Source organism: Embleya sp. NPDC050154 (genome assembly GCF_044460165.1).
Lineage (GTDB): Bacteria > Actinomycetota > Actinomycetes > Streptomycetales > Streptomycetaceae > Embleya.
The window spans coordinates 221288-242975 of sequence record NZ_JBITJP010000012.1 but is presented as its reverse complement, the minus strand read 5'-3'; the positions used below and the strand labels follow the sequence as shown (position 1 = coordinate 242975).

Below are 21688 nucleotides of genomic sequence, written 5' to 3'. Positions count from 1 at the left end.
AGCGGACAAGCTTTCGCTCGACCGTAACCGGCAGCCGTGCCATCGTGAGTCCGGATCGATGTCGATCAACCGATCGAGTGACGACGCCGCATCGGCACCATCAGCGCAGCTTCCGCGCCACCTCGGCAGCCCAATACGTCAGGATCGACGAAGCCCCCGCCCGCTTGATCGAGGTCAGCGTCTCCAGCACCACCCGGTCCCGGTCGATCCAGCCGTTCGCCGCCGCCGCCTCGACCATCGCGTACTCGCCGCTGACCTGGTACGCCGCGACCGGCACGTGCACCTCGTCGGCGATTTGCCGGACGATGTCCAGGTACGACATCGCGGGCTTGACCATCACCAGGTCCGCGCCCTCGGCCACGTCCAACAGGACCTCGCGCACGGACTCCTCGGCGTTGGCCGGGTCCTGCTGGTAGGTCATCCGGTCGCCCTTGAGCGTGGATTCGACCGCCTCGCGGAACGGACCGTAGAAGCCCGACGCGTACTTCACGCTGTACGCCAGGATCGACACGTCCTGATACCCGGCGCCGTCCAACGCCCGCCGGACCACCCCGACCTGACCGTCCATCATGCCGCTGGGGCCGACCATGTGCACGCCCGCGTCGGCCTGTACGACGGCCATCCGCGCGTACGCCTCCAGCGTCGCGTCGTTGTCCACCGAGCCGTCCGCGGCCAACACACCGCAGTGCCCGTGGTCGGTGAACTCGTCCAGACACAGGTCGGACATCACCACCGCGTCGGCGCCCACCTCGGCCACCACGTCGCGGATGGCGACCTGGAGCACGCCCTCGGGGTCGAAGCCGGCCGAGCCGACCGCGTCCTTGACCGTCGGGATGCCGAACAACATCAGCCCGCCGACCCCCGCCGCGACCGCGTCGTGCGCGGCCTTGCGCAGCGAATCGCGCGTGTGTTGCACAACGCCCGGCATCGACGAGATCGGCACCGGTTCGCGCACACCCTCGCGCACGAACAGCGGCAGGATCAGGTCGGCGGGATGCAGCCGGGTCTCCGCGACCAGGCGGCGCACCGCCGGGGACGTGCGCAACCGCCGGGGACGGTGCGCGGGAAACCCTGACGATGCGTCAGCCTGGTACGACATCGGAACTACTCGGCCTTCCTCATGCGAGGTGTGCGGGCCACCCCACGAAACCTGAGCGCCACTCCACGACTCCCGAGGGTCACCCCGCGAGCCCCGGAGTCACCCCGCGAGCCCTGAGAGGCACCCCACGAATCCTGAGCGCCACTCCACGTAACCTACTTTGCCTTCCGTCGCGACCCCGGCCGCCGTTCACTCGGCCGGGTGACGGGGTCACCCGCCTCCACCATGGCGGCCCGCCGCGCCGTACCGAACTCCGCGAGCGCCTCGGCCAACGCGGACACCGACGGCTCGGGAGCCATCACGTCCACGCGTAGACCGTGTTCCTCGGCGGTCTTCGCGGTCGCCGAGCCGATACACGCGATCACCGTCACCGCGTGCGGCTTGCCCGCGATGCCGACCAGATTGCGCACCGTCGAGGACGACGTGAACAGGACCGCGTCGAAGCCGCCGCCCTTGATCGCCTCGCGGGTGTCCGCCGGCGGCGGCGCCGCGCGCACCGTGCGGTACGCGGTGACGTCGTCGACTTCCCAGCCCAACTCGACCAGACCGGCCACCAGCGTCTCGGTGGCGATGTCGGCACGCGGCAGGAACACCCGGTCGATCGGGTCGAAGACCGGGTCGTACGGCGGCCAGTCCTCCAGCAATCCGGCGGCGGACTGCTCCCCCGACGGCACCAGGTCCGGCTTGACGCCGAACTCGACCAGCGCCCGCGCGGTCGCCTCGCCGACGGCCGCGACCTTGATCCCGGCGAAGGCGCGCGCGTCCAGGCCGTAGTCCTCGAACCGCTCGCGCACCGCGCGCACGGCGTTGACCGAGGTGAACGCGATCCACTCGTAGCGGCCGGTGACCAGGCCCTTGATCGCCCGCTCCATCTGCTGCGGTGTGCGCGGGGGCTCGACCGCGATGGTCGGCACCTCGTGCGGCACCGCGCCGTACGAGCGCAGTTGCTCGGACAGCGTGACCGCCTGCTCCTTGGTGCGCGGAACGAGCACCTTCCAGCCGAACAGGGGCTTGGTCTCGAACCACGACAGGGTGTCGCGCTGGGCGACCACCTCGCCGACGACCACGACGGCCGGCAGCGTGATCTTCGCGGACCGCACGTCGGACGCCACCTGCGCGAGCGTGCTCACCAGGGTGCGCTGCTCGGTGGTGGTGCCGTTGACGGTGACCGAGACCGGCGTGGCCGGCTTGCGGCCGCCGGCGACCAGTTCCTGCGCGATCTCGGCGATCGAGTCGAGCGCACCGCGCAACACGAGCGTGCCGTCGACGGAGCCGACCGTGGCCCAGTCGATCGAGGCCTCGGCCATGTCGAGGACGCGAACGCCACCGCTGCCCTTGGCCGCGTGCAGCGGGATGCCCGCGTACGTGGGAACGGCCGTGCTGACCGGGACACCCGGGACGACCTCGAAGACGATCTTCGCCTTCGCGACCGCGGTGATCTCGTCCGTGACCGACTGGTCCACGCACGGGTCACCCGCCACGGCCCGGACGACCTGCCTGCCCGATCGCGCGGCGGCCACGACGACCTTGGCCCGGGCAACGGCCGACAGGAGTTCCCCGTCGTCGCCGGTCACCGGGTCGAGGACCTCGACGCCGCTCTTGCAGTGGAACAGGACCTGGCGCAGCGTCGCCTCGTCGGCGATCACCACATCGGCCTCGGCCAGCACCTCGATGGCCCGCAGTGTGAGCAGTCGCGGGTCGCCGGGACCGGCACCCACAAAGGTCACGATGCCGCTGGGCTTCTTCTTCGCTCTGGGGCTCAAGGGACGCGCTCCCCCATCAAACCGGAGGCCCCTCGGGCGAGCAGTTCGGTCGCGAGTTCGCGACCGATCTTCTGCGCCTCGTCGAGGGTTCCGGTGGCGGACAACCGTACGCTGTCGGTGCCGTCGACATTCGCGACTACGGCCCGCAGGTACAGCTCGGTGACCTGCTCGCCCTCGGCGACCTCACAGAGGGCGCCGACCGGAGCCGAACATCCGGCTTCCAACACGGCGAGCAGCGTGCGCTCGGCCAGTACGGCGGCTCGGGTGTCCGAGTCGTCCAAACCGGCGAGCAGTTCGACGAGGGCGACATCGTGTGTCGCGCACTCGACGGCCAGTGCCCCTTGACCGGGGGCAGGCAGCATGTGGAGCGGATCGAAGGTCTCGGTGACCTCCTCCGCACGGCCCAGGCGGCCGAGACCGGCCTTGGCCAGGACGACGGCGTCGAGTTCGCCGGACGTCACGAAGCCGACCCTGGTGTCGACGTTGCCGCGGATCGGAACGATCTCGTGGCCGAGCCCGAGCAGCAACAACTGCGCTGCGCGGCGCGGCGAACCGGTCCCGATCCGGGAGCCGGCCGGCAACTCGGCGAGCGCGAGCCCGTCCCGGGCCACCAGCGCGTCGCGCGGATCGTGCCGCGGCGGGACCGCGACCAGGGTGATGCCCTCGGGGTCGGCGGTCGGCAGGTCCTTGAGCGAGTGCACGACGAAGTCGACCTCGCCGGCCAGCAGCGCGTCGCGCAGCGCGTTGACGAAGACGCCGGTGCCGCCGATCTGCGTGAGCTGTTCCCGCGAGACGTCGCCGTGCGTGGTGATCTCCACCAGTTCGACGGCACGGCCGGTCAGGCGCGTGACGGCTTGGGCGACATGGCCCGACTGGGCCATCGCCAGCTTGCTGCGCCGGGTGCCCAGTCGCAACGGTGCTTCGGTCACGCCACACCTTCCACTGCGTCGGGGGCGTCCGCCCGGCGGACCACCTCGGGGGTGCCGGGGTCGAGATCGAACAACATCCGCAGCGCGTCCGCGTACGAGGATCCGCCGGGCTCGCCGGCCAACTGCTTGACCCGCACCGTCGGCGCGTGCAGCAGCTTGTCCACCACGCGCCGCACGGTCTGCTCGACCTCGGCGCGCACCCGGTCGTCCATCTCCGGGACCCGGCCACTGAGCCGGTCCAGCTCGGCCCGGACCACGTCCGAGCCCATGCTGCGCAGCGCGACCACGGTCGGTGCGACCTGCTGGGCCTGCTGCGCGGTCGCGAACGCCGCGACCTCCTCGCAGACGATCTTGCGCACCAGGTCCACGTCGGCCTCGCCGGCCGTGCCGGCGGAGACCTCGGCGAGCAGTTCCAGGTCGATCAGCACGACGCCGTCGAGGTCGCGTACACCCGAGTCGATGTCGCGCGGCAGCGCCAGGTCGATCAACACGAGCGGCTGCTCGACCCCGCGCTCGCGGCGGGCTGCCAGCACCGCCTCGATCTCGTCCCGGCCGATCACCAGACCGGCCGCGCCGGTACAGGAGACCACCAGGTCGACCGAGCCCAGCGCGTCGGGCAGCGCGGACATCGGCACCGCCCGGCCGGCCACCGACTCGGCCAGGTGCTCGGCCCGCTCGTAGGTGCGGTTGGCCACCACCATGTGTCCGACGCCCTCGCGGTGCAGCGTCTTCGCGGCCAGCGCGCTCATCGAGCCGGCGCCCACCACCAGCGCCCGGCAACCCTCGATCGGGCCCATCGACAGCTCGGCCTGGGCCAGCCCGACGGTCATCAGCGACCGGCCGGCCTGGTCGATGCCGGTCTCGGTGTGCGCCCGCTTGCCCACCCGCAGCGCCTGCTGGGTCAGCTCGTTCAGGACCCGACCGGCGGTGCCGTGGGTCTGCGCGAGCGCCAGCGCCGCCTTTATCTGACCGAGGATCTGCCCTTCGCCGACCACCATCGAGTCGAGCCCGCAGGCCACCGAGAACAGGTGCTGGACGGCACGGTCCTCGTAGTGCACGTACAGGCACGGGGTCAGCTCGGACACCGGGACGCCGGTGTGCCGCGACAGCAGGTTGCCCAATTCGGTGACCCCGCCGTGGAAGCGGTCCACGTCCGCGTAGACCTCGACCCGATTGCAGGTCGACAGCAGCACGGCCTCGCCGACCGGCTCGGCCGCGATCAGGTCGTGCAGCAGCGCCTCCTGGGCTTGCCCGGTGACCGAGACCCGTTCCAGGAGACTGACCTCGGCCGTCCGATGACTCAGACCGACCGCCAGGACACTCATGGTGTCTTCCTACCGTTGTTCGCCGTGTTCGCGGGCGCGACACCCACGCGACAGCCGGTCACGCCGGCATCACCTCGGGGAGGTCGCCGCGTTCCCCCGGCTTCGAGGGTCGCGCCGGAACCGGTCCCGCGACGGGATCGAGACCGGACTTGCGCTGTTCGTGGAAGGCCAGGATCTGCAACTCGATGGACAGATCCACCTTGCGCACGTCCACGCCCTCGGGCACCGAGAGGACCGTGGGCGCGAAGTTCAGGATGCTGGTGATGCCGGCGGCGACCAGCCGATCGGCCACCTCCTGCGCGGCCGGCGCGGGCGTGGTGATCACGCCGATCGACACATGGTCCTCGCGCACGATCTGCTCGAGGTCGTCCATATGGCGCACCGCCATGCCCGCGATCCGCTGACCGGTGACCGCCCGATCGGCGTCCAGAAGCGCCGCGACCCGGAATCCCCGGGAGGCGAACCCGCCGTAGTTGGCGAGGGCGTGACCCAGGTTTCCTATGCCGATGATGGCGACCGGCCAGTCTTGGGTGAGCCCGAGTTCACGCGAGATTTGGTACACGAGATACTCGACGTCGTAACCGACCCCGCGGGTGCCGTAGGAGCCGAGATACGACAGGTCCTTGCGCAACTTCGCCGAATTCACCCCGGCGGCAGCGGCGAGTTCCTCGGACGAGACCGTGGGAACACCCCGCTCCGACAGCGCACTGAGCGCCCGGAGGTACAGCGGAAGCCGCGCCACCGTCGCCTCGGGGATGCCACGTCCCCGTTGCGCCGGTCGCTCGGTACGCCCTGTAGCCACGCTGCTCCTGTGGGTGGGACCTGGGATTTCGATTGCCAGGTTAGGCTTTTGTGAACGTACGCACAAAGTAGGTGTCCGATTTGCGCGCCTGTCGTGATGCTCGTCACGCCTTGGTTCCGAAGCGGAGCGTGAACTCGATCACACGAGGTGACCTTCGCGTGGTCCATGCGTAGTCGTGGTCTCCGATCGCGCACGCCCCCTCACCGTACGTGTCGGCGATATTTCCCTCCGGCGGCCCCTTCGCCGGCCCCTCGCCCGGCGTCCGCCACGTGGCCGGCCCGGGACCGGGATCCGCTCAGCCGCCCAGTGCGCGACGCAGCCGCCGCTCGTCCACCCGCCAGAAGTCGTGCTGCCTGCCGTCCACCATGGTCACCGGGATCTGCTCCCAGTACTTGTGCTGCAGCTCCGCGTCCTGGGTGATGTCGACCTCCGTCCAGGTCACGCCCAGCTCCCCGGTCACCCGTTCGATGACGGCGCGGGCGTCGTCACACAGGTGACAACCGGGCTTGCTCAACAGCGTCACGGTGCGGGTCGCGGCGTCGGTACGGCGGCGGAAGAGATTCACGTCCTCGATTGTCACCCGCCGAGGGCGCCGGCCAGAAGGCCGCTCCCGGACCGGCCCGATCCGGTCCCGGCGACGCGCCGGACGAGGCCGGGCTTCATCCGGGCGGCGCGCCGTCGCAAGACGACCGCCACACACCCGCAATACGCGCCTACTACGCTCGGCTCCATGGTTCTCTTGCGCCGGCGATCGACGACCAAGAACACCAACGACAGTGCCGTGCGGGCGGGTGAGGCCGCCGCCGCGGCGGCACACGCGAGCGTCCCGCCGCGCGCCCTCGGCGACGACGGCCTGCCGCCGCGGATCGGCGCCGCGTTCTTCGACCTCGACAACACCGTGATGCGCGGCGCGTCGATCTTCCACCTGGCCCGGGGGCTGTACGCGCGCCGGTTCTTCGGCACCCGCGACATCGCCCGGTTCGGCTGGCAGCAGGCCCGGTTCCGGCTCGGCGGCGAGCACATGGGGCACGTCGGCGACGCCCAGGAGATGGCGCTGTCGTTCGCCAAGGGCCACACCGTCGAGGAGATCCGGGTGATCGGCGAGGAGATCTTCGACGAGTGCATGTCGGACAAGATCTGGCCGGGCACCCGGGGACTGGCCCAGATGCACCTGGACGCGGGTCGCCAGGTGTGGTTGGTCACCGCCGCACCGATCGAGATCGCCACCACGATCGCCGGCCGACTGGGTCTGACCGGCGCGCTGGGCACCGTCTCCGAGACCCGGGACGGCGTGTACACCGGGCGCCTGGTCGGCGAACTGCTGCACGGCGAGGCCAAGGCGGAGGCCGTCCGCGCGCTCGCGGTGAGCGAGGGCCTGGACCTGACCGACTGCTCGGCCTACAGCGACTCGGCCAACGACATCCCGATGTTGACCCTGGTGGGCGATCCGTGCGCGGTCAATCCGGACGCCCGACTACGCCGCCACGCCCGGGCGAACGGGTGGCGTGTAAAGGACTACCGCACCGGTCGCAAGGCCGCCCGGATCGGGCTGCCGGCCGCCGCCGGCGTGGGCGCGGTCGCGGGTGCGCTGGCCGCCGGCACCGCCGTTCGGCGCCGGGTGCCGGGCCGCGTCTGAGCGGTCCGCCCGAACACCCCCACACCCCCCGCGACCTGCGACGAGGGGGTCGTTTGCGGCTGTCCCGGGACACCCGATCGACGGCGAGTTGTCCGCATATAGCACACCCGACCCGTGACAACCCGGCAAACACGCAAAGAGCACACAACAGCGGTCGATCCCGGTAGCTTCACAACGCCGATGGGCACACTTGGTATCCCTTCCTTTACTAAGCGTTATTCTCGATCGGCGCACGGCGGTATCCAAGTTCCCTACTATGGGTGATCGATTCCGCACCGAACGTAATTACCGCTGAAGCAACAGGGAGTCCCGTGCACCGAATCGTCCGGGTTGACGTGTCCGGGCTGGCGACACTGCGTGCGGCGGTGTGCGCGAGCTTTGCCCCCCCGTCCGTCGGCTTCGCCGCCACCGCCGGTTACGGCGCGGGGGTTTGCTACGCGACCCCGGCCGGACCCGTGGGCTTCGCCCTCGCGTCGCGCGCCGGCACCACCGAACCGACCCGTCCGACCCGAGGATCCGGGTACACCCGGGGACCGGGTCCGGACGGCGAGGCCCGCCGCATCATGGCCCTCGTCGAACTCGCCCAGGACGGCGACGGCGACGCATTCGCCCAGCTTTACGACAACTACTTCGACACCGTCTACCGGTACATCTACTACCGGGTCGGCGGCCGCGCCGTCGCCGAGGACCTGACCAGCGAGACCTTCCTGCGCGCGCTGCGTCGGATCGGCACCTTCACCTGGCAGGGCCGTGACTTCGGCGCCTGGCTGGTGACCATCGCGCGCAACCTGGTCGCCGACCACTTCAAGTCCAGCCGGTTCCGCCTGGAGGTCACCACCGGGGAGATGCTCGACGCGAACGAGGTCGAGTCCAGCCCCGAGGACTGTGTCCTGGAATCGCTGTCCAACGCGGCCCTCCTGGACGCCGTGCACAAGCTCAACCCCCAGCAGCAGGAATGTGTGACCCTGCGCTTCCTGCAGGGACTCTCGGTCGCGGAGACCGCACAGATCATGGGTAAGAACGAGGGGGCGATCAAGACGTTGCAATACCGCGCCGTACGGACCCTCGCCCGACTGCTGCCCGAGGACGTGCGGTGAATCACACTTCCGTAACCTTCGGGGTCGCCGGATCGTTCTCCTCGATAGCGAACCCCTTCGGGGATCGTTGCGGCGGGGAGCCGCCCTGTGGCCCCCGACCCGGAGACTTCCCTGGACGGACATCCGGGGAGAGGAGGTGCGGCCTGTGAGCATTGCGGCCCTGGATCGGCGACCCGCGAACGCCTTCGCGCGAGCCCTCGACGAGAACGACCGCAACAACCGATCGGCAGAGCCCCCGCCCGGGCTGGCCCCGCTACTGCGGACCGCCGAGCTGCTGCGAGATCGGTCCGAGTCGGCACCCGTGCCGAGCACGGACTTTCGAACCGCGCTCCGGCAACGGCTGCTGGACGAGGCTGCGGCGCTGCCCGCGACCGAGGGCAGCGCCACCGTGCCCGCGCCCCGCGGCGCGCACCGGCGCAAGGAGCTCGTGGCCCCGCCGCGCACCGTGCGCTGGCGTCGGCGCGCGGCCATCGCGGGCACGTTCGTCGTGGTCACCGGCAGCGGCCTCGGCGGGGTGGCGTACGCCAGCTCCGACGCGCTGCCCGGCGACATGACGTACGGCGTCAAGCGCACGGTCGAAGACTTCAAGATCTCGCTCGCGGACAACGACCACGAGCGCGGCGAGCGCTATCTCCAGCAGGCCGAGACCCGAATGGGCGAGGCCGAACAACTGCTCAAGCGGACCGGCCGAACCCCCGCCGACAAGGCGACGGTGCGGCACCTGCGGCAGGTGCTCGACGACTGGCGCGAAGAGGCCGACAAGGGCCGCGCGCTGCTCACCGACCACTTCCGCAAGAGCGGCAGCGAAGGCCCGATGCGCAATCTGGCCGACTTCGCCCGGTCCGGCCACGAGCGCATGGACCGGATCGGCGACCGCCTCCCACCGGAGCTCGCCTCCGAGCGGGACCGGGTCCGTACCCTGCTCACCGCGATCAACGAACAGGTCGCCCCGATCGCGGGCACCGCGGGCAAGACCTCGTCCGCACCCGCCGAGAATGGGCGCTCCGGCGGCTCGCCGGCCGCTCCGGGCGCGAACCCGCCCGGCGGGCCGGACACCGGGTCACACCCGCTCGCCCCGCAACCGCCCGGCTCGGGCGGCACCGCGGCGAACGGCGCACCGCAGCCGAACGGCTCGGCGGCACCGGGCGGTTCCGCTCCACAGCAGCAGCCGCAGAACGGCGGCCTGCTGCCGGGGCTGAACATCCCGCTGCTCGGCGGCCCGCCCGCGCAGAGCCCCAGTGCCCAGTCCGGTGGCGCGGGCACGACGCCGACCCCGGCGAAGACGCCCAAGGGTCAGATCCTGCCGCCGCTGCTGCCCGGCCTGCCGGGTATCGGGCTCAACCTGCTCGGCCCCGCGGAGGACGAACCGCAGGGCTGACCCCGACCGGGCCGGGCCCGGTCGACCGGTGAAGACGCGAGCGGCTCGTGGACGAGTGTCCACGAGCCGCTCGCGCCGTGTGCCGAAGCCCGGGAGGCGCGCCCCGGAGGAGGCCGAAGCCGGAGCGCGCCCGCGAAGCCGGGGAACCCGTGAAGCCCTAGAAGAAGACCGACCGCCGCTGCATCAACAACCGATAGATGGTGTGCTGGATGGTCTCGCGCACCTCGTCGGTCAGGTTGAAAACGACCATCGGGTCGTCCGCCGCCTCCTCCGCGTACGCGTCCGTGTGGATCGGCGCGCCGAACTCGATCCGCCACCGGGTGGGCAGCGGCACCAGGCCGAGCGGGCCGAGCAGCGGGAAGGTAGGCGTGATCGGGAAGTAGGGCAGGTTCAGCAACCGGGCCAGCGTGCGCACGTTGCCGACCATCGGGAAGATCTCCTCGGCGCCCACGATCGAGCAGGGCACGATCGGCACCTGAGTGCGCAGCGCGGCCGAGACGAACCCGCCGCGCCCGAAACGCTGGAGCTTGTACCGCTCGCTGAACGGCTTGCCCAGGCCCTTGTAGCCCTCCGGCCACACCCCGACCAACTCGCCCTTGGCGAGCAGCCGTTCGGCGTCCGCGTGGCACGCGAGGGTGTGTCCGCTCTTGCGCGCCACCGAGCCCACCAGCGGCAATTGGAAGACCAGGTCGGCGGCGAGCAGTCGCAGGTTGCGTTGGTCGGGGTGGTGGTCGTGCACCGCCACCTGCGTCATCAGCGCGTCCACGGGCAGCGTGCCCGAGTGGTTCGCGACGATCAGCGCGCCGCCCTTGGCCGGGATGTTCTCCAGGCCGCTGACCTCGATCCGGAAGTACTGCTCGTACACCACCCGCAGCGCGGCCATCAGTTTGTCGTTGAGCTCGGGGTCGAAGCCGAACTCGTCCACCTCGTAGTCGCCGGTGATCCGCCGTCGCAGGAAGGCCAGCCCGTCCGCGGCCTTGTCCTCCCAGCCCGGTCCGGCCACACCGTCCAGGAGTCCGGCGGCGGCACCGCCCACGACCCCGCCCACCGCGCCCGCGAGCGAGCCGAGCAGCGAGCGCCCGGTCCCGGGCGCGCGCCTGGGCCCGGCGCCCGGCGCCTCCTCGCGCTCGCGGATCGCCCGCCCCTCGATCGACCGCACCGGCACCTCGCCCTCGACCGGCTCGGGCACCCGGACCGCCCGCGCGGGTCGGGCGGGCCGCCGCGCCGACCGGGGCGCGGGCGTCCGCGCTCCGGAGGCGGCGCCGTCGAAGGGAATGATCCGGGCGTCACCCATCGGGGCTCCTCCTGGTGAGCAGCAACGTGGCCAGTCGATCGGGCACCTGTGCCAGGCGCCTGGGGTCGAGCAGGCCGGCCGAACGTCGACCCCAGGCATAGTCGGCGAACGTCTCGGCCGTGCTCCTGGCCGCGACGAAGCCCAGTTTCTCCCGGGCGCGCGTGGGGTCGACCACACGCCCATGGGTGAGCAGTCGCACCTGCTCGGCGGACAGGTGCACCGAACCCGCGCGGCGCAAACCCTGATTGACCAGGCCGACCGCGGCGGCCGGGAAGGGCAGCACCGGTCGACCGAGCCGACGCGCGGCCTGGGACAGGAACAGCACCCCCTCGGCGGCGATGTTGTAGGTGCCCGGCCGATCGGCCAGTACGGCGATCCGCAGCGCCTCCAGCAGGTCGTCCTCGTGCACGAACTGCAGGCGCGGGTCGTAGCCGAGCACCGTCGGCAACACCGGGAGCGCGAAGTAGGAGCCCATCGGCGAGTCGGTCCGCGGCCCGAGCTGCGGCGCGAACCGCAGCACCGTGACCGCGACATCCGGCCGGCGCCGGGCGAAGCCGCGCACGTAGCCCTCGATCTCCACGGCGTCCTTGGCCCATCCGGCGGAGGGCTGCACGCGCGGTTCGGTGTCCTCCGCGAACAGCGCGGGGTCGCGCGGCGAACCGCCGTAGACGGCGGTGGTCGAGCGCACCACCAGGCGGCGGATGGAGGGCGCCTTCTGGCAGGCGGCGAGCAATTGCATGGTGCCGATGACGTTGGTCTCCTTGATCGAGACCGCACCGCCCTGGGTCGACGGCAGTTCACTGGGACTCAGGTGCACCACGGTGTCCACCGCCGCCGAGGCGACCACCTTGGCGATCATCGGGTTGCGGATGTCGGCGAGCACGAAGTCCACGCCGTCCGGAGTGGACCCGGGCTCGACCAGGTCGACTCCGATCACCCGGTCGACTCCCGGCTCGTCGCGGATCATCCGCACGAAATCGGCCCCCGGGTCGCCGGCGACCCCGGTGACCATCACGACACGTCCCACGCTGTGCCTCCCCCCGCCCATGTTTGCTCGCCAGGTGATCGCCATGCGCTCGAATGGTGACGGAACGCATACGCGAGACGACAGGTTCCCAACGTATCCGTACCGACTACCCACCGGACGCACGTTTACGAGGCGTTCACACCGGTGGTGCACATATGCGGATCGGGAAACCCACCGGCAACGCCCCGAAAAGCACGACGACCGCCCGTCGCGCCCCCCGGAAGGGAACACGACGGGCGGTCGCCCAAGGCTTCAGCGGCATACGCCGGTGGGATGCCTACTTCTTGTTGCGACGCTGCACACGCGTCTTCTTGAGAAGCTTGCGGTGCTTCTTCTTCGCCATGCGCTTGCGACGCTTCTTGATGACAGAGCCCACCGACAACCCTCGCTCACGTGACGTTCCTACCGCGCGGAGCCGGATCAGCCCGCACAACTGGGGGCCAGCCTACTCGCCGCCCCGGCCCACCTCTAAACGAGGCGGTCCGTAATGCCCCCCTACGCTGTTTCCACGTAGGAGTCTCGCAGGTAGTCGTGGACGGCCTGCTCCGGAACCCGGAAGGACCGACCAACCCTGATGGCCGGCATCTCGCCACTGTGGACCAGGCGATACACCGTCATCTTGGACACCCGCATCACCGCGGCCACCTCGGCCACAGTCAAGAAGTTGACCTCGTTGAGAGGCCTCTCTCCAGAAGCCATGACGCACCGAACCATTCAGCACGCGTCGGGCGCCGGCTTCCCCTCCGGCGACTGCCACACGCACGTGCGTCCCTCCAGAGTAGTGGCGTGTGGTACCAGTGGGGAAGAGGAGTAGTTATCCCACCTGAATCGCCCATCAGGCTGTTTTATGGATTGATTCCGGACAGTCCGGACCGATCGAGGACGTAGGCCATGAGCGGTTTGTACAGGTGTGGCGCGACGTTGTCGTCCAGCGGAACGACCACCTCGACCCGGCCCTCCTCGGCCGCCACGAACAGCGCGGGGTCGTTGCAATCCGCGAATCCGATCGCCGGAACCCCCGCCTGACCCGCGCCGCCGGCCCACCCGTGGTCGCCGATCAGCAGATCCGGGAGCGGCTCGTTGCGGGCCGCCAGCTCGGCCAGCATCGCCCGAACGCCGCGCGCGGAGTGGGTGTGCCGGAAATCTCCCGTGTCGTCGACCACCATCGCCACGTCGCCCCGGTAGCGCACGGTGCGGCTCTGCCCGCCCTCGGCGGTCGGCGTGCGATAGGTCCAGCCCGCTGCGGGGCGCAGGAGCGTACACCCGGCGTCGCGCAGCACGCGCGCCAGCGTGCGGTACCAATCCTGTAGGCCGTCCGGGTGACCCGTCGCGACGATGACCCGCTCGCGGCGCTTCGCGGCGAGGGCGACCCGATCGGCGTAGGCGTCCAGGGCGGCGATGGTCAGGTCCGGGTCGATGGTGTCCTGGCCGCTGCGGTGGGCCGGGTCGGCGACCACTCCGCAACGGCGCACCATCAGCGCCAGCACGTCGTCCGCGTTCCACCGACCGTCCGGTTCGAGGCCGAACAGATGGCCCGGGTGCCGCTCGCTCATCAGTCGGTAGTGCCGGAGGTTGTTCTCTCTCGACGTCGCCACGTCACCGGCGATCCGGCCGCGCACGAGGTGGGAGCGAAGCTCCGAGGGGGTGGGAACCGCAACGGTCACGCACAGCTCCTTGAGTCACGGGTCGAGGTCACGGGAGGCATCGCGACCACGGGTCACAGATCGAACATCGGGTCGAGGCCGTGGGCCGGGAAGACCGCTCGGCGGGTGGCCAGAATTGATTGGTCGGTCCGGTCCGCCGGGTCGTACCCCGTGGAGAACGGCCGAAAATCGCCGGTCCCGCCGTCGGTCATCCGCTGCGGTCCCGACTCGCGGGTGAGCATGCGGACCTCCTCGCGCCAGTCGAGCGGTACGTCCCGGGTGGGTTCGATGGGGTGGCCGGCCGCCTCGGCCACCAGGTGCGTCCAGGTGCGTGGGACCACGTCCACCGCCGCGTAGCCTCCGCCGCCGGTGGCTATCCAGCGCCCGCCGGCGTGTTCGTGCGCGAGCGCGTGCAACGCGGCATGCGCCGTGCGCTGCGCGTCCACGCTCAGCGCGAAGTGGGCCAGCGGGTCCTCCACGTGGGTGTCCGCGCCGTGCTGGGTCACCAGCGCGTCCGGGCGAAACGCGGCGAGCAGCGGCGGCACCACCGCGTGGAACGCGCGCAGCCACGCGGCGTCGGCGATGCCGGGCGGAAGCGCGAGGTTGGCCGCGAAGCCCTCGGCGTCCGGCCCGCCGACCTCGTCCGGGAAGCCGGTGCCCGGGAACAGGAAGCGCGGGCTCTCGTGCAGGCTGATGGTGAGCACGCGCGGGTCGTTCCAGAACGCCTGCTGCACGCCGTCCCCGTGGTGCACGTCGATGTCCACGTAGGCGACCCGCTCGGCGCCGAGTTCGAGCAGGCGGGCGATGGCCAGCGCGGGGTCGTTGTACACGCAGAAACCGCCCGCCGAGGCGGGCATCGCGTGGTGCAGGCCGCCCGCGAAGTTGATCGCGTGGTCGGCGCCGTCCGGGTGTTCCGGGCCCAGCCACACCGCGTCGGCCGCGGCGATCGAGGCGCCCGCAATCAACGCGGACACGTCGTGCATGTCGGCGAACGCGGGAGTGTCCACGGTGCCGAACCCATAGCTCTGATCGGCCCGCCCGGGGTTCTCGGAGGCGGCCCGCACGGCGGCCACGTAGGCGGCGGTGTGCACCGTGGTCAGTTGCTCGTCGGTGGCGGTCCCAGGCGTGCACACCCGCAGTTCCGGCAGGTTGTGCAGGCCGAACGCGCGGATCAGGTCGATGGTCAGGCGCAGCCGTACCGGTTTCATCGGGTGCCACGAGCCGAAGTCGTAACCGGTCATCCGGTCGTCCCACATCACCCGCACCGCTCGACTCATGCGGTCACGCTACCGCCCGACCCGGCTCACGATCATCGGTCGTGAGCGGGTTCACCGTGCGGGGCGAAGGCACGGGCCAGCGGCACCACGGCGAGCACCAGGAACAGCGGTACGAGCATCGCGACGCGGAACGAGGCGAGGTCGGCGATCCCGCCCACGAGCGGGGTGCCGATCAGGAAGCCGACGTAGTTGAAGATGTTGAGCCGGGCCACCGCCTCGTCCGCGTCCCGCGGCGACTGCCGGCCGCCCGCGGCGAACGTCTGCGGGACCAGTACGCACAGGCCCACGCCCAGGATCACGAAGCCGAGCAGGCCCACCGCGGCGTGCGGGGCGGCGAGGACCACCGCGAAACCGGCCGCCGCGACCACGGCCCCGCCGCGGACCACGTTGACCATGCCCCAGCGGCGTACGCCGAGGTCGCCGACGCCGCGGCCGATCAGCGTGGTGATCATGTACGCGATGTAGGGGACCACCGCGAACGCCTCGGAGCTGTCCAGCACCTTCTCCAGGTAGACCGCGCTCCAGTTGGCCACCGTCGAGTCGCCGATGTAGGCGAACGTCATCACCAGGCACAGCGGGATCAACGGGCGCCAGGGCAGCTTGTACGCGGGCCGCTCCGGGTCGACGGGCTCGGTGGCCGGCGCCGCGGTGTCCGCGCGCAGGTAGCCGGGGCCGACCACGAGCAGAGCCGGCACGGTGAGCACGGCGGCGCCCGCGTACATCCACACCAGCGCGACGTCGCCCCACGCGCACAGCCCGGCGACCCCGGCGCCGGCCAGGCCGCCGAGGCTGTAGGAGGCGTGGAAGCCGAGCATGATGCTGCGCCCGGCGCGGCCCTGGATCGCCACGCCCTGCATGTTCATCGTCGCGTCCACCGCGCCCAGGGAGAGCCCGAACACGAAGAGCACGATCGCCAGTTGCCACAGCCGATCGCCCGCGCCGACCCCGATCAGGATCGCGCAGACGATCGGCTGGGACACCCGGAGCACGGTGTGGCTGCCGTAGCGCTTGGCCAGCGCGCCGGCGAGCACGCTGCCGACGCCGGCGACGATCGGCACCACCGACAGGACCGCGGTCAGCGTGCCGTCGCCCATGTCGTAGCGGCGCTGGATCGCCGGGATCCGGGTCACCAGGAGCGCGAAGGAGGCGCCCTGGATCAAAAAGCACGCGAGCAGGCTGAAGCGCGCGCGGCGCAGCGCTTCTTCCTTGGACGGCCCGGCCGCCGGTTCGGTCACCTGCATGGGCGTGCACGCTACCGACGGGTCACTTCCACGGACAGAGGCCGGGAAGATCTTTTGATGAATCGTCAGATTCCCTGGGCGGACAAACCGCCCGAAGCCCCTCGGATGCCCAGCAGTTCCGGCAGGTCCGCCATGTCCTTGAACAGCGAGTCGGCGTCCGCGAGCCGCTCGGGCGGGGTCATCGCGGCATAGCCGTAGACGGTCATCCCGGCGGCCCGCGCGGCCTGGACCCCCAGCGGACTGTCCTCGATCACCACGCACCGCGCCGGGTCGACGCCCATCGTGGCGGCGGCGTGCAGGAACAGGTCGGGCGCCGGCTTGCCCTGCGCGACGTCCTGGCTGCTGAACAGGACCGACTCGGGAAAGTGCCGGATCAGCCCGGTCCGGGTCAGCGCGAGCCGGATCCGCTCGTGCGTGCCGGAGGAGGCGAGGCAGTACGCGACGCCCGCGCGGTCGAGCGCGGCGAGCACGTCGGCGACCCCGACCACGGCCTCGAGTTCGGCCCGAAACCCGGCGAACACCCGCTCGTGGTAGACGTGGTCGAAATCGGCGGGCAGCGTGACGCCGTCCCGCTCGCGGACGATCGTGTGCACTCGCGCCATGGTGCCGCCGAGGTAGTCGCGCAGCGAGTCCTCGTAGCTGGTGGGCACGCCCAGTTCGGTGAGCAGCCCGGCGAGCGCCCGGTTGGCGATCGGCTCGCTGTCCACCAGCACACCGTCGTTGTCGAAGACCACCAGTTCGGGCTTCACTTGAGGCCCTCGGCGATCTCCTGCGACCGGTTGCTCGCGGCTTCCAGCGCGGCGAGCAGCGCGGCGCGCACGCCGTGGTTCTCCAGCTCGCGGATCGCGGCGATCGTGGTGCCGGCCGGCGAGGTCACCGCCTCGCGCAGCAGCGTGGGGTGCTCGCCCGAGTCGCGCAGCATCACCGACGCGCCGATCGCGGCCTGCACGATCAGGTCGTGCGCGGCGGCGCGCGGCAGGCCGAGCAGGATGCCGGCGTCGGTCATCGCCTCGACCAGGAAGTAGAAGTAGGCCGGACCCGAGCCGGACAGCGCGGTGACCGCGTCCTGCTGCTTCTCCGGAACCCGGATGGTCTTGCCCACCGACCCGAAGATCTCCTCGACCCGGCCCAGGTGCTCCTCGGTGGCGTGCGCGCCGCCGGAGATGGCGCTCATCCCCTCGTCCACCAGCACCGGCGTGTTCGACATGACCCGCACCACGGGGGTGCCGGCGGCCAGGCGCGCCTCCAGGAACTTGGTGGTGATGCCCGCCGCGCCGCTGACGATCAACCGGTCGGCGGGCACGTGCGGGGCCAACTCGTCCATCAGCGCGGCCATGTCCTGCGGCTTGACCGTCAGGATCAGGATGTCGGCGGCCTTGGCCGCCTCGGCGTTGGTGACCGCCTCCACGCCGTAGCGGCGGCGCAGATCCTCGGCGCGCTCGGCCCGGCGGGCGGTGACCAGGAGGTCGTCCGGGCTCTTGCCCGCCCGGATCATCCCGGACAACAGCGCTTCACCGATCTTCCCGGTGCCGACGACGGCAACCCGCTGAGCCATGGCCCCACACTTTCTCGCGTTCGTTGGTCCAACCGGAGGCACGGATGCCTCCGGTGGCCACCGTACGGTACGTACACGTGTCCTATGGGGTGCGTCGACGCAGGGTCAGCGCGCCGAGTGCCAGGGCCGCCAGGACGCAGCCGGCGATCACCGCGACATCGCGAAGCAGCAGGCCGGAGACCTCGTTGTCGGTGGTCAGCCGGGACATCGCGTCCACCGCGTAGGACAGCGGGAGCACGGCGGAGACCGCTTCGAGCACCGGCTGCATCTGCGCGCGCGGCACGAACAGCCCGCACAGCAGGAACTGCGGCAGGATCACCGCGGGCAGGAACTGCACGGCCTGGAACTCGGTGTGGGCGAAGGCGCTCACCAACAGCCCGAGGGCGAGCCCGAGCAGCGCGTTCAGTACCGCGACGCACAGGATCAGCCAGGTCGGTCCGGCCACGTCCAGGCCGAGCAGGCCGATCGCGAGCCCGGTGGCCACGACCGCCTGGACCACCGCGACCAGACCGAACGCGAGCGCGTACCCGCCGATCAGTTCGAGCTTGCGGATCGGCATGGTGAGCAGCCGCTCCAGCGTGCCGGTGGACCGCTCGCGCAGCGTGGCCACCGAGGTGACCAGGAACATCACCACGAACGGGAAGATGCCGAGCAGTGGCCCGCCGATCCGGTCGAACCGCTGCGGTTCGGCGTCGTAGAGCCAGTACAGCAGCGTGAGCAGCACGCACGGCACCAGCAGCATCAGCGCGATGGTGCGCGGGTCGTGCCGCAGTTGACCGAGCACGCGGCGCGCGGTGGCGGTGGTGGCGGTGCCGGTCATGACGCGCTCCCGGAGGTCGAGATCGAAGCGGCGACGGAGGTGCCGGCCGGGGTCGAAGCGGCCGGGCCGCGCGCGGAGTCGACCAGCGCGAGGAAGGCGGACTCCGCGTCCCGGGCCCCGGTCCGCTCGAGCAGCGCGGCGGGGGTGTCGTCGGCGAGCAGCGCGCCGTCGCGCAGCAGCAACAGCCGCTCGCAGCGCTCGGCCTCGTCCATCACGTGGCTGGAGACCAGCAGCGTGACGCCGTCGGCGGCGAGCCGATGGAACAGACCCCACAGGTCCCGGCGCAGCACCGGGTCGAGGCCGACCGTGGGCTCGTCCAGGACCAGCAGATCCGGCTCGCCGAGCAGCGCGGCGGCCAACGACACCCGGGCCCGCTGTCCACCGGACAGCCGGGCCACCTCGGCGTCCCGGCGATCGGTCAGGTCCACCTCGCGGAGCACCCGGTCCACCTCGCCCGCCGAGGCGCCCAGGATCGCGCCGAAGTAGCGCAGGTTCTCCCGCACGGTCAGGTCCGCGTAGACCGACGGCGCCTGGGTCACGTAGCCGATCGCGCTGCGCAGCCGCTTGTCCCCGGTGGGACGGCCCAACACCTCCAGTCGCCCGCTCACCTGTGCCTGCACGCCGACGATCGCACGCATCAGCGTGCTCTTGCCGCAGCCGCTCGGCCCGAGCAGCCCGGTGACGCTCCCGCGCGGCACGACGAACGACACGTCGTCGAGCACCACACGCCCACCACGCACGACCCGCAGCCCCTCGGCCCGGATCGCGTCCTCGGCATAATTCATCATGTGTTGAATATGCGCTCGCCGGCTCGCTTCGTCAAGGCCCTCCGACCCGGCGGGCCCGCCGGGTCGAGGCCCGGCCCGGCACGACCCCGCACACGACGAAAGGGCGCCCCGGCCGAAGCCGGGACGCCCTTTCGGAAACCGCCGTGGATCAGTCGAACATCGACACGTCACGCACCGCGCCCCGGTCCGCGCTGGTGGCCATCGCCGCGTACGCCTTCAGTGCCGTGCTGACCACCCGGTCGCGGTCGACCGGGCGGTACTTGCCCAGGTCGTGCAGCAGCCGCTCGCGGCGCTCGGCCAGCTCCTCGAAGGAGACCTCCAGCTCGATCCGGCGGTTCGGGATGTCGATCGTGATGATGTCGCCGTCCCGGACCAGCGCGATCGTGCCGCCGGCCGCGGCCTCCGGCGAGACGTGCCCGATGGACAGGCCCGAGGTGCCGCCGGAGAAGCGCCCGTCGGTGATCAGCGCGCACTTCGCGCCGAGCCCGCGGCCCTTGAGGAAGGACGTCGGGTAGAGCATCTCCTGCATGCCGGGACCACCCTTGGGGCCCTCGTAGCGGACCACCACGACGTCGCCCTCCTTGACCCGCTTGGTCAGGATCGCGTCGACCGCCGCCTCCTGCGACTCGACCACGACGGCCGGTCCGGAGAAGGTCCAGATCGACTCGTCCACGCCCGCGGTCTTGACCACACAACCCGCCTCGGCGAGGTTGCCGTACAGGATGCCCAGGCCGCCGTCCTTGCTGTACGCGTGCTCGACGTCGCGGATGCAGCCCGAGGCCACGTCCAGGTCGAGCGAGTCCCAGCGCTCGGACTGGCTGAACGCGGTGGCCGAGCGCACACACCCGGGGGCCGCGTGGAACAGCTCGACCGCCTCGGCGGAGGGCGAACCGCCGCGCACGTCCCAGGTCTTGAGCCACTCGGCGAGCGAGTCGGTGTGCACCGAGCGCACGTCCTCGTGCAGCAGTCCGGCGCGGTACAGCTCGCCCAGCAGCGCGGGCACGCCGCCCGCCCGGTGCACGTCCTCCACGTGGTATGGCGCGTTGTTCGGCGCCACCTTGGCCAGACACGGCACGCGCCGCGAGAGCGCGTCGATGTCGGCCATGGTGAAGTCCATCTCGGCCTCCTGCGCGGCCGCGAGCAGGTGCAGGATGGTGTTGGTCGAACCGCCCATGGCGATGTCCATCGCCATCGCGTTCTCGAACGCCTGCCGGGTCGCCACGTTGCGCGGCAGCACGCTCTCGTCGTCCTGCTCGTAGTAGCGCTTGGTGATCTCCACGACGGTGCGGCCCGCGCCCTCGTACAGCGCCTTGCGCGCGGTGTGCGTGGCCAGCACCGAGCCGTTGCCCGGCAGTGCCAGGCCCATCGCCTCGACCAGGAAGTTCATCGAGTTGGCGGTGAACATGCCCGCGCACGAACCACACGTGGGACACGCGGCGTTCTCGATCCGCTCCAGGTCCTCGTCGGAGACCTGGTCGGACGCGGAGTCGGAGATCGCGGTGATCAGGTCCAGGTGCGGGCGCACCCGACCGTCGACCATCACCGCGGTGCCGGCCTCCATCGGGCCGCCGGAGACGAACACGGCCGGGATGTTCAGCCGCAGCGCGGCCATCAGCATGCCGGGGGTGATCTTGTCGCAGTTCGAGACACACACCATGGCGTCCGCCTGATGCGCGTTGACCATGTACTCCACCGCGTCGGCGATCAGCTCGCGCGAGGGCAGCGAGTAGAGCATCCCGGAGTGACCCATCGCGATGCCGTCGTCGACCGCGATCGTGTTGAACTCGCGCGGGATGCCACCGGCGGCGGAGATCGCCTCGGACACGATCCGGCCGACCGGCTGGAGGTGGGTGTGCCCCGGTACGAACTCGGTGAAGCTGTTGGCAACCGCGATGATCGGCTTGCCGAAGTCCTCACGCTTGACGCCTGCGGCCATGAGGAGCGCGCGTGCGCCCGCCATTTCGCGACCGTGGGTGACCGTCCGAGACCTGAGTTGCGGCACTGCACACACCCT

21 protein-coding genes are annotated in these 21688 nt (G+C 71.1%); 3 read left to right on the top strand and 18 right to left on the bottom strand.

All coding sequences use genetic code 11. The annotated features are described in order from the left end of the window. Positions 1-100 precede the first annotated feature (100 nt). The 6 genes from hemB to ACIBSV_RS25830 all read right to left on the bottom strand — a co-directional run bounded on the left by hemB (position 101) and on the right by ACIBSV_RS25830 (position 6483). On the bottom strand, positions 101-1099 hold the full coding sequence (gene hemB, locus ACIBSV_RS25855; protein ID WP_395866912.1) for a porphobilinogen synthase: 999 nt from the start codon (positions 1097-1099) through the stop codon (positions 101-103). Between the two features lie 155 nt (positions 1100-1254). Then, entirely contained in the window at positions 1255-2862 is a 1608-nt protein-coding gene (locus ACIBSV_RS25850) for a uroporphyrinogen-III synthase (protein WP_395866910.1), read from the bottom strand. Then, a complete protein-coding gene (gene hemC / locus ACIBSV_RS25845) occupies positions 2859-3791 on the bottom strand; it encodes a hydroxymethylbilane synthase (RefSeq protein ID WP_395866908.1) in 933 nt (310 codons plus the stop codon). Before hemC ends, ACIBSV_RS25850 begins: the two co-directional genes overlap by 4 nt. Beyond that, a complete protein-coding gene (locus ACIBSV_RS25840; protein ID WP_395866906.1) occupies positions 3788-5116 on the bottom strand; it encodes a glutamyl-tRNA reductase in 1329 nt (442 codons plus the stop codon). The genes hemC and ACIBSV_RS25840 overlap by 4 nt, the downstream gene beginning before the upstream one ends. A 58-nt stretch (positions 5117-5174) precedes the next feature. Continuing rightward, positions 5175-5918, bottom strand: a complete 744-nt coding sequence (locus ACIBSV_RS25835) for a redox-sensing transcriptional repressor Rex (RefSeq protein ID WP_078976624.1) — start codon at positions 5916-5918, stop codon at positions 5175-5177. A gap of 295 nt (positions 5919-6213) precedes the next feature. Then, positions 6214-6483, bottom strand: coding sequence for a glutaredoxin family protein (locus tag ACIBSV_RS25830; protein ID WP_395866905.1), 270 nt, complete (start codon positions 6481-6483; stop codon positions 6214-6216). Between the two features lie 165 nt (positions 6484-6648). Here ACIBSV_RS25830 and ACIBSV_RS25825 point away from each other — a divergent pair, with 165 nt between their 5' ends. The 3 genes from ACIBSV_RS25825 (at position 6649) to ACIBSV_RS25815 (ending at position 10029) form a co-directional block, all read left to right on the top strand. Beyond that, a complete protein-coding gene (locus tag ACIBSV_RS25825) occupies positions 6649-7554 on the top strand; it encodes an HAD family hydrolase (protein WP_395866903.1) in 906 nt (301 codons plus the stop codon). A 311-nt stretch (positions 7555-7865) separates the two neighbouring features. Then, positions 7866-8651: an ECF subfamily RNA polymerase sigma factor, BldN family gene (locus ACIBSV_RS25820; protein ID WP_395866901.1), complete on the top strand. Its 786-nt coding sequence runs from the start codon at positions 7866-7868 to the stop codon at positions 8649-8651. A gap of 145 nt (positions 8652-8796) precedes the next feature. Beyond that, positions 8797-10029, top strand: coding sequence for a DUF5667 domain-containing protein (locus ACIBSV_RS25815; protein ID WP_395866899.1), 1233 nt, complete (start codon positions 8797-8799; stop codon positions 10027-10029). A gap of 157 nt (positions 10030-10186) precedes the next feature. Here the strand turns inward: ACIBSV_RS25815 and ACIBSV_RS25810 are convergent, their stop codons facing one another. The 12 genes from ACIBSV_RS25810 to ilvD form a co-directional block, all read right to left on the bottom strand. Further along, entirely contained in the window at positions 10187-11323 is a 1137-nt protein-coding gene (locus tag ACIBSV_RS25810; RefSeq protein ID WP_395866897.1) for a lysophospholipid acyltransferase family protein, read from the bottom strand. Further along, positions 11316-12350, bottom strand: a complete 1035-nt coding sequence (locus ACIBSV_RS25805) for an NAD-dependent epimerase/dehydratase family protein (protein WP_395866895.1) — start codon at positions 12348-12350, stop codon at positions 11316-11318. The genes ACIBSV_RS25810 and ACIBSV_RS25805 overlap by 8 nt, the downstream gene beginning before the upstream one ends. Positions 12351-12627: 277 nt before the next feature. Beyond that, complete coding sequence (locus ACIBSV_RS25800; RefSeq protein ID WP_012854759.1) at positions 12628-12726, bottom strand: 30S ribosomal protein bS22; 99 nt, start codon at positions 12724-12726, stop codon at positions 12628-12630. Positions 12727-12845: 119 nt separating this feature from the next. Beyond that, entirely contained in the window at positions 12846-13049 is a 204-nt protein-coding gene (locus tag ACIBSV_RS25795; RefSeq protein WP_020549639.1) for a helix-turn-helix domain-containing protein, read from the bottom strand. A gap of 146 nt (positions 13050-13195) precedes the next feature. Next, the gene (locus ACIBSV_RS25790) at positions 13196-14014 is read right to left on the bottom strand and encodes a phosphatase (RefSeq protein WP_395866893.1); all 819 of its coding nucleotides are present in this window, start codon (positions 14012-14014) and stop codon (positions 13196-13198) included. A 53-nt stretch (positions 14015-14067) separates the two neighbouring features. Beyond that, positions 14068-15270, bottom strand: coding sequence for an acetoin utilization protein AcuC (locus tag ACIBSV_RS25785; protein WP_395866891.1), 1203 nt, complete (start codon positions 15268-15270; stop codon positions 14068-14070). 32 nt (positions 15271-15302) lie between these two features. Then, on the bottom strand, positions 15303-16511 hold the full coding sequence (locus ACIBSV_RS25780) for an MFS transporter (protein WP_395866889.1): 1209 nt from the start codon (positions 16509-16511) through the stop codon (positions 15303-15305). Positions 16512-16576: 65 nt separating this feature from the next. Continuing rightward, on the bottom strand, positions 16577-17260 hold the full coding sequence (locus ACIBSV_RS25775) for an HAD family hydrolase (RefSeq protein ID WP_395866887.1): 684 nt from the start codon (positions 17258-17260) through the stop codon (positions 16577-16579). Beyond that, the gene (gene proC, locus ACIBSV_RS25770) at positions 17257-18066 is read right to left on the bottom strand and encodes a pyrroline-5-carboxylate reductase (RefSeq protein ID WP_395866885.1); all 810 of its coding nucleotides are present in this window, start codon (positions 18064-18066) and stop codon (positions 17257-17259) included. Before proC ends, ACIBSV_RS25775 begins: the two co-directional genes overlap by 4 nt. Positions 18067-18148: 82 nt before the next feature. Then, positions 18149-18886, bottom strand: coding sequence for an ABC transporter permease (locus tag ACIBSV_RS25765; protein WP_395866883.1), 738 nt, complete (start codon positions 18884-18886; stop codon positions 18149-18151). Beyond that, on the bottom strand, positions 18883-19674 hold the full coding sequence (locus ACIBSV_RS25760) for an ABC transporter ATP-binding protein (RefSeq protein WP_395866881.1): 792 nt from the start codon (positions 19672-19674) through the stop codon (positions 18883-18885). The genes ACIBSV_RS25765 and ACIBSV_RS25760 overlap by 4 nt, the downstream gene beginning before the upstream one ends. Before the next feature lie 148 nt (positions 19675-19822). Further along, positions 19823-21676: a dihydroxy-acid dehydratase gene (ilvD, locus tag ACIBSV_RS25755; RefSeq protein ID WP_395866879.1), complete on the bottom strand. Its 1854-nt coding sequence runs from the start codon at positions 21674-21676 to the stop codon at positions 19823-19825. Positions 21677-21688: the final 12 nt, after the last annotated feature.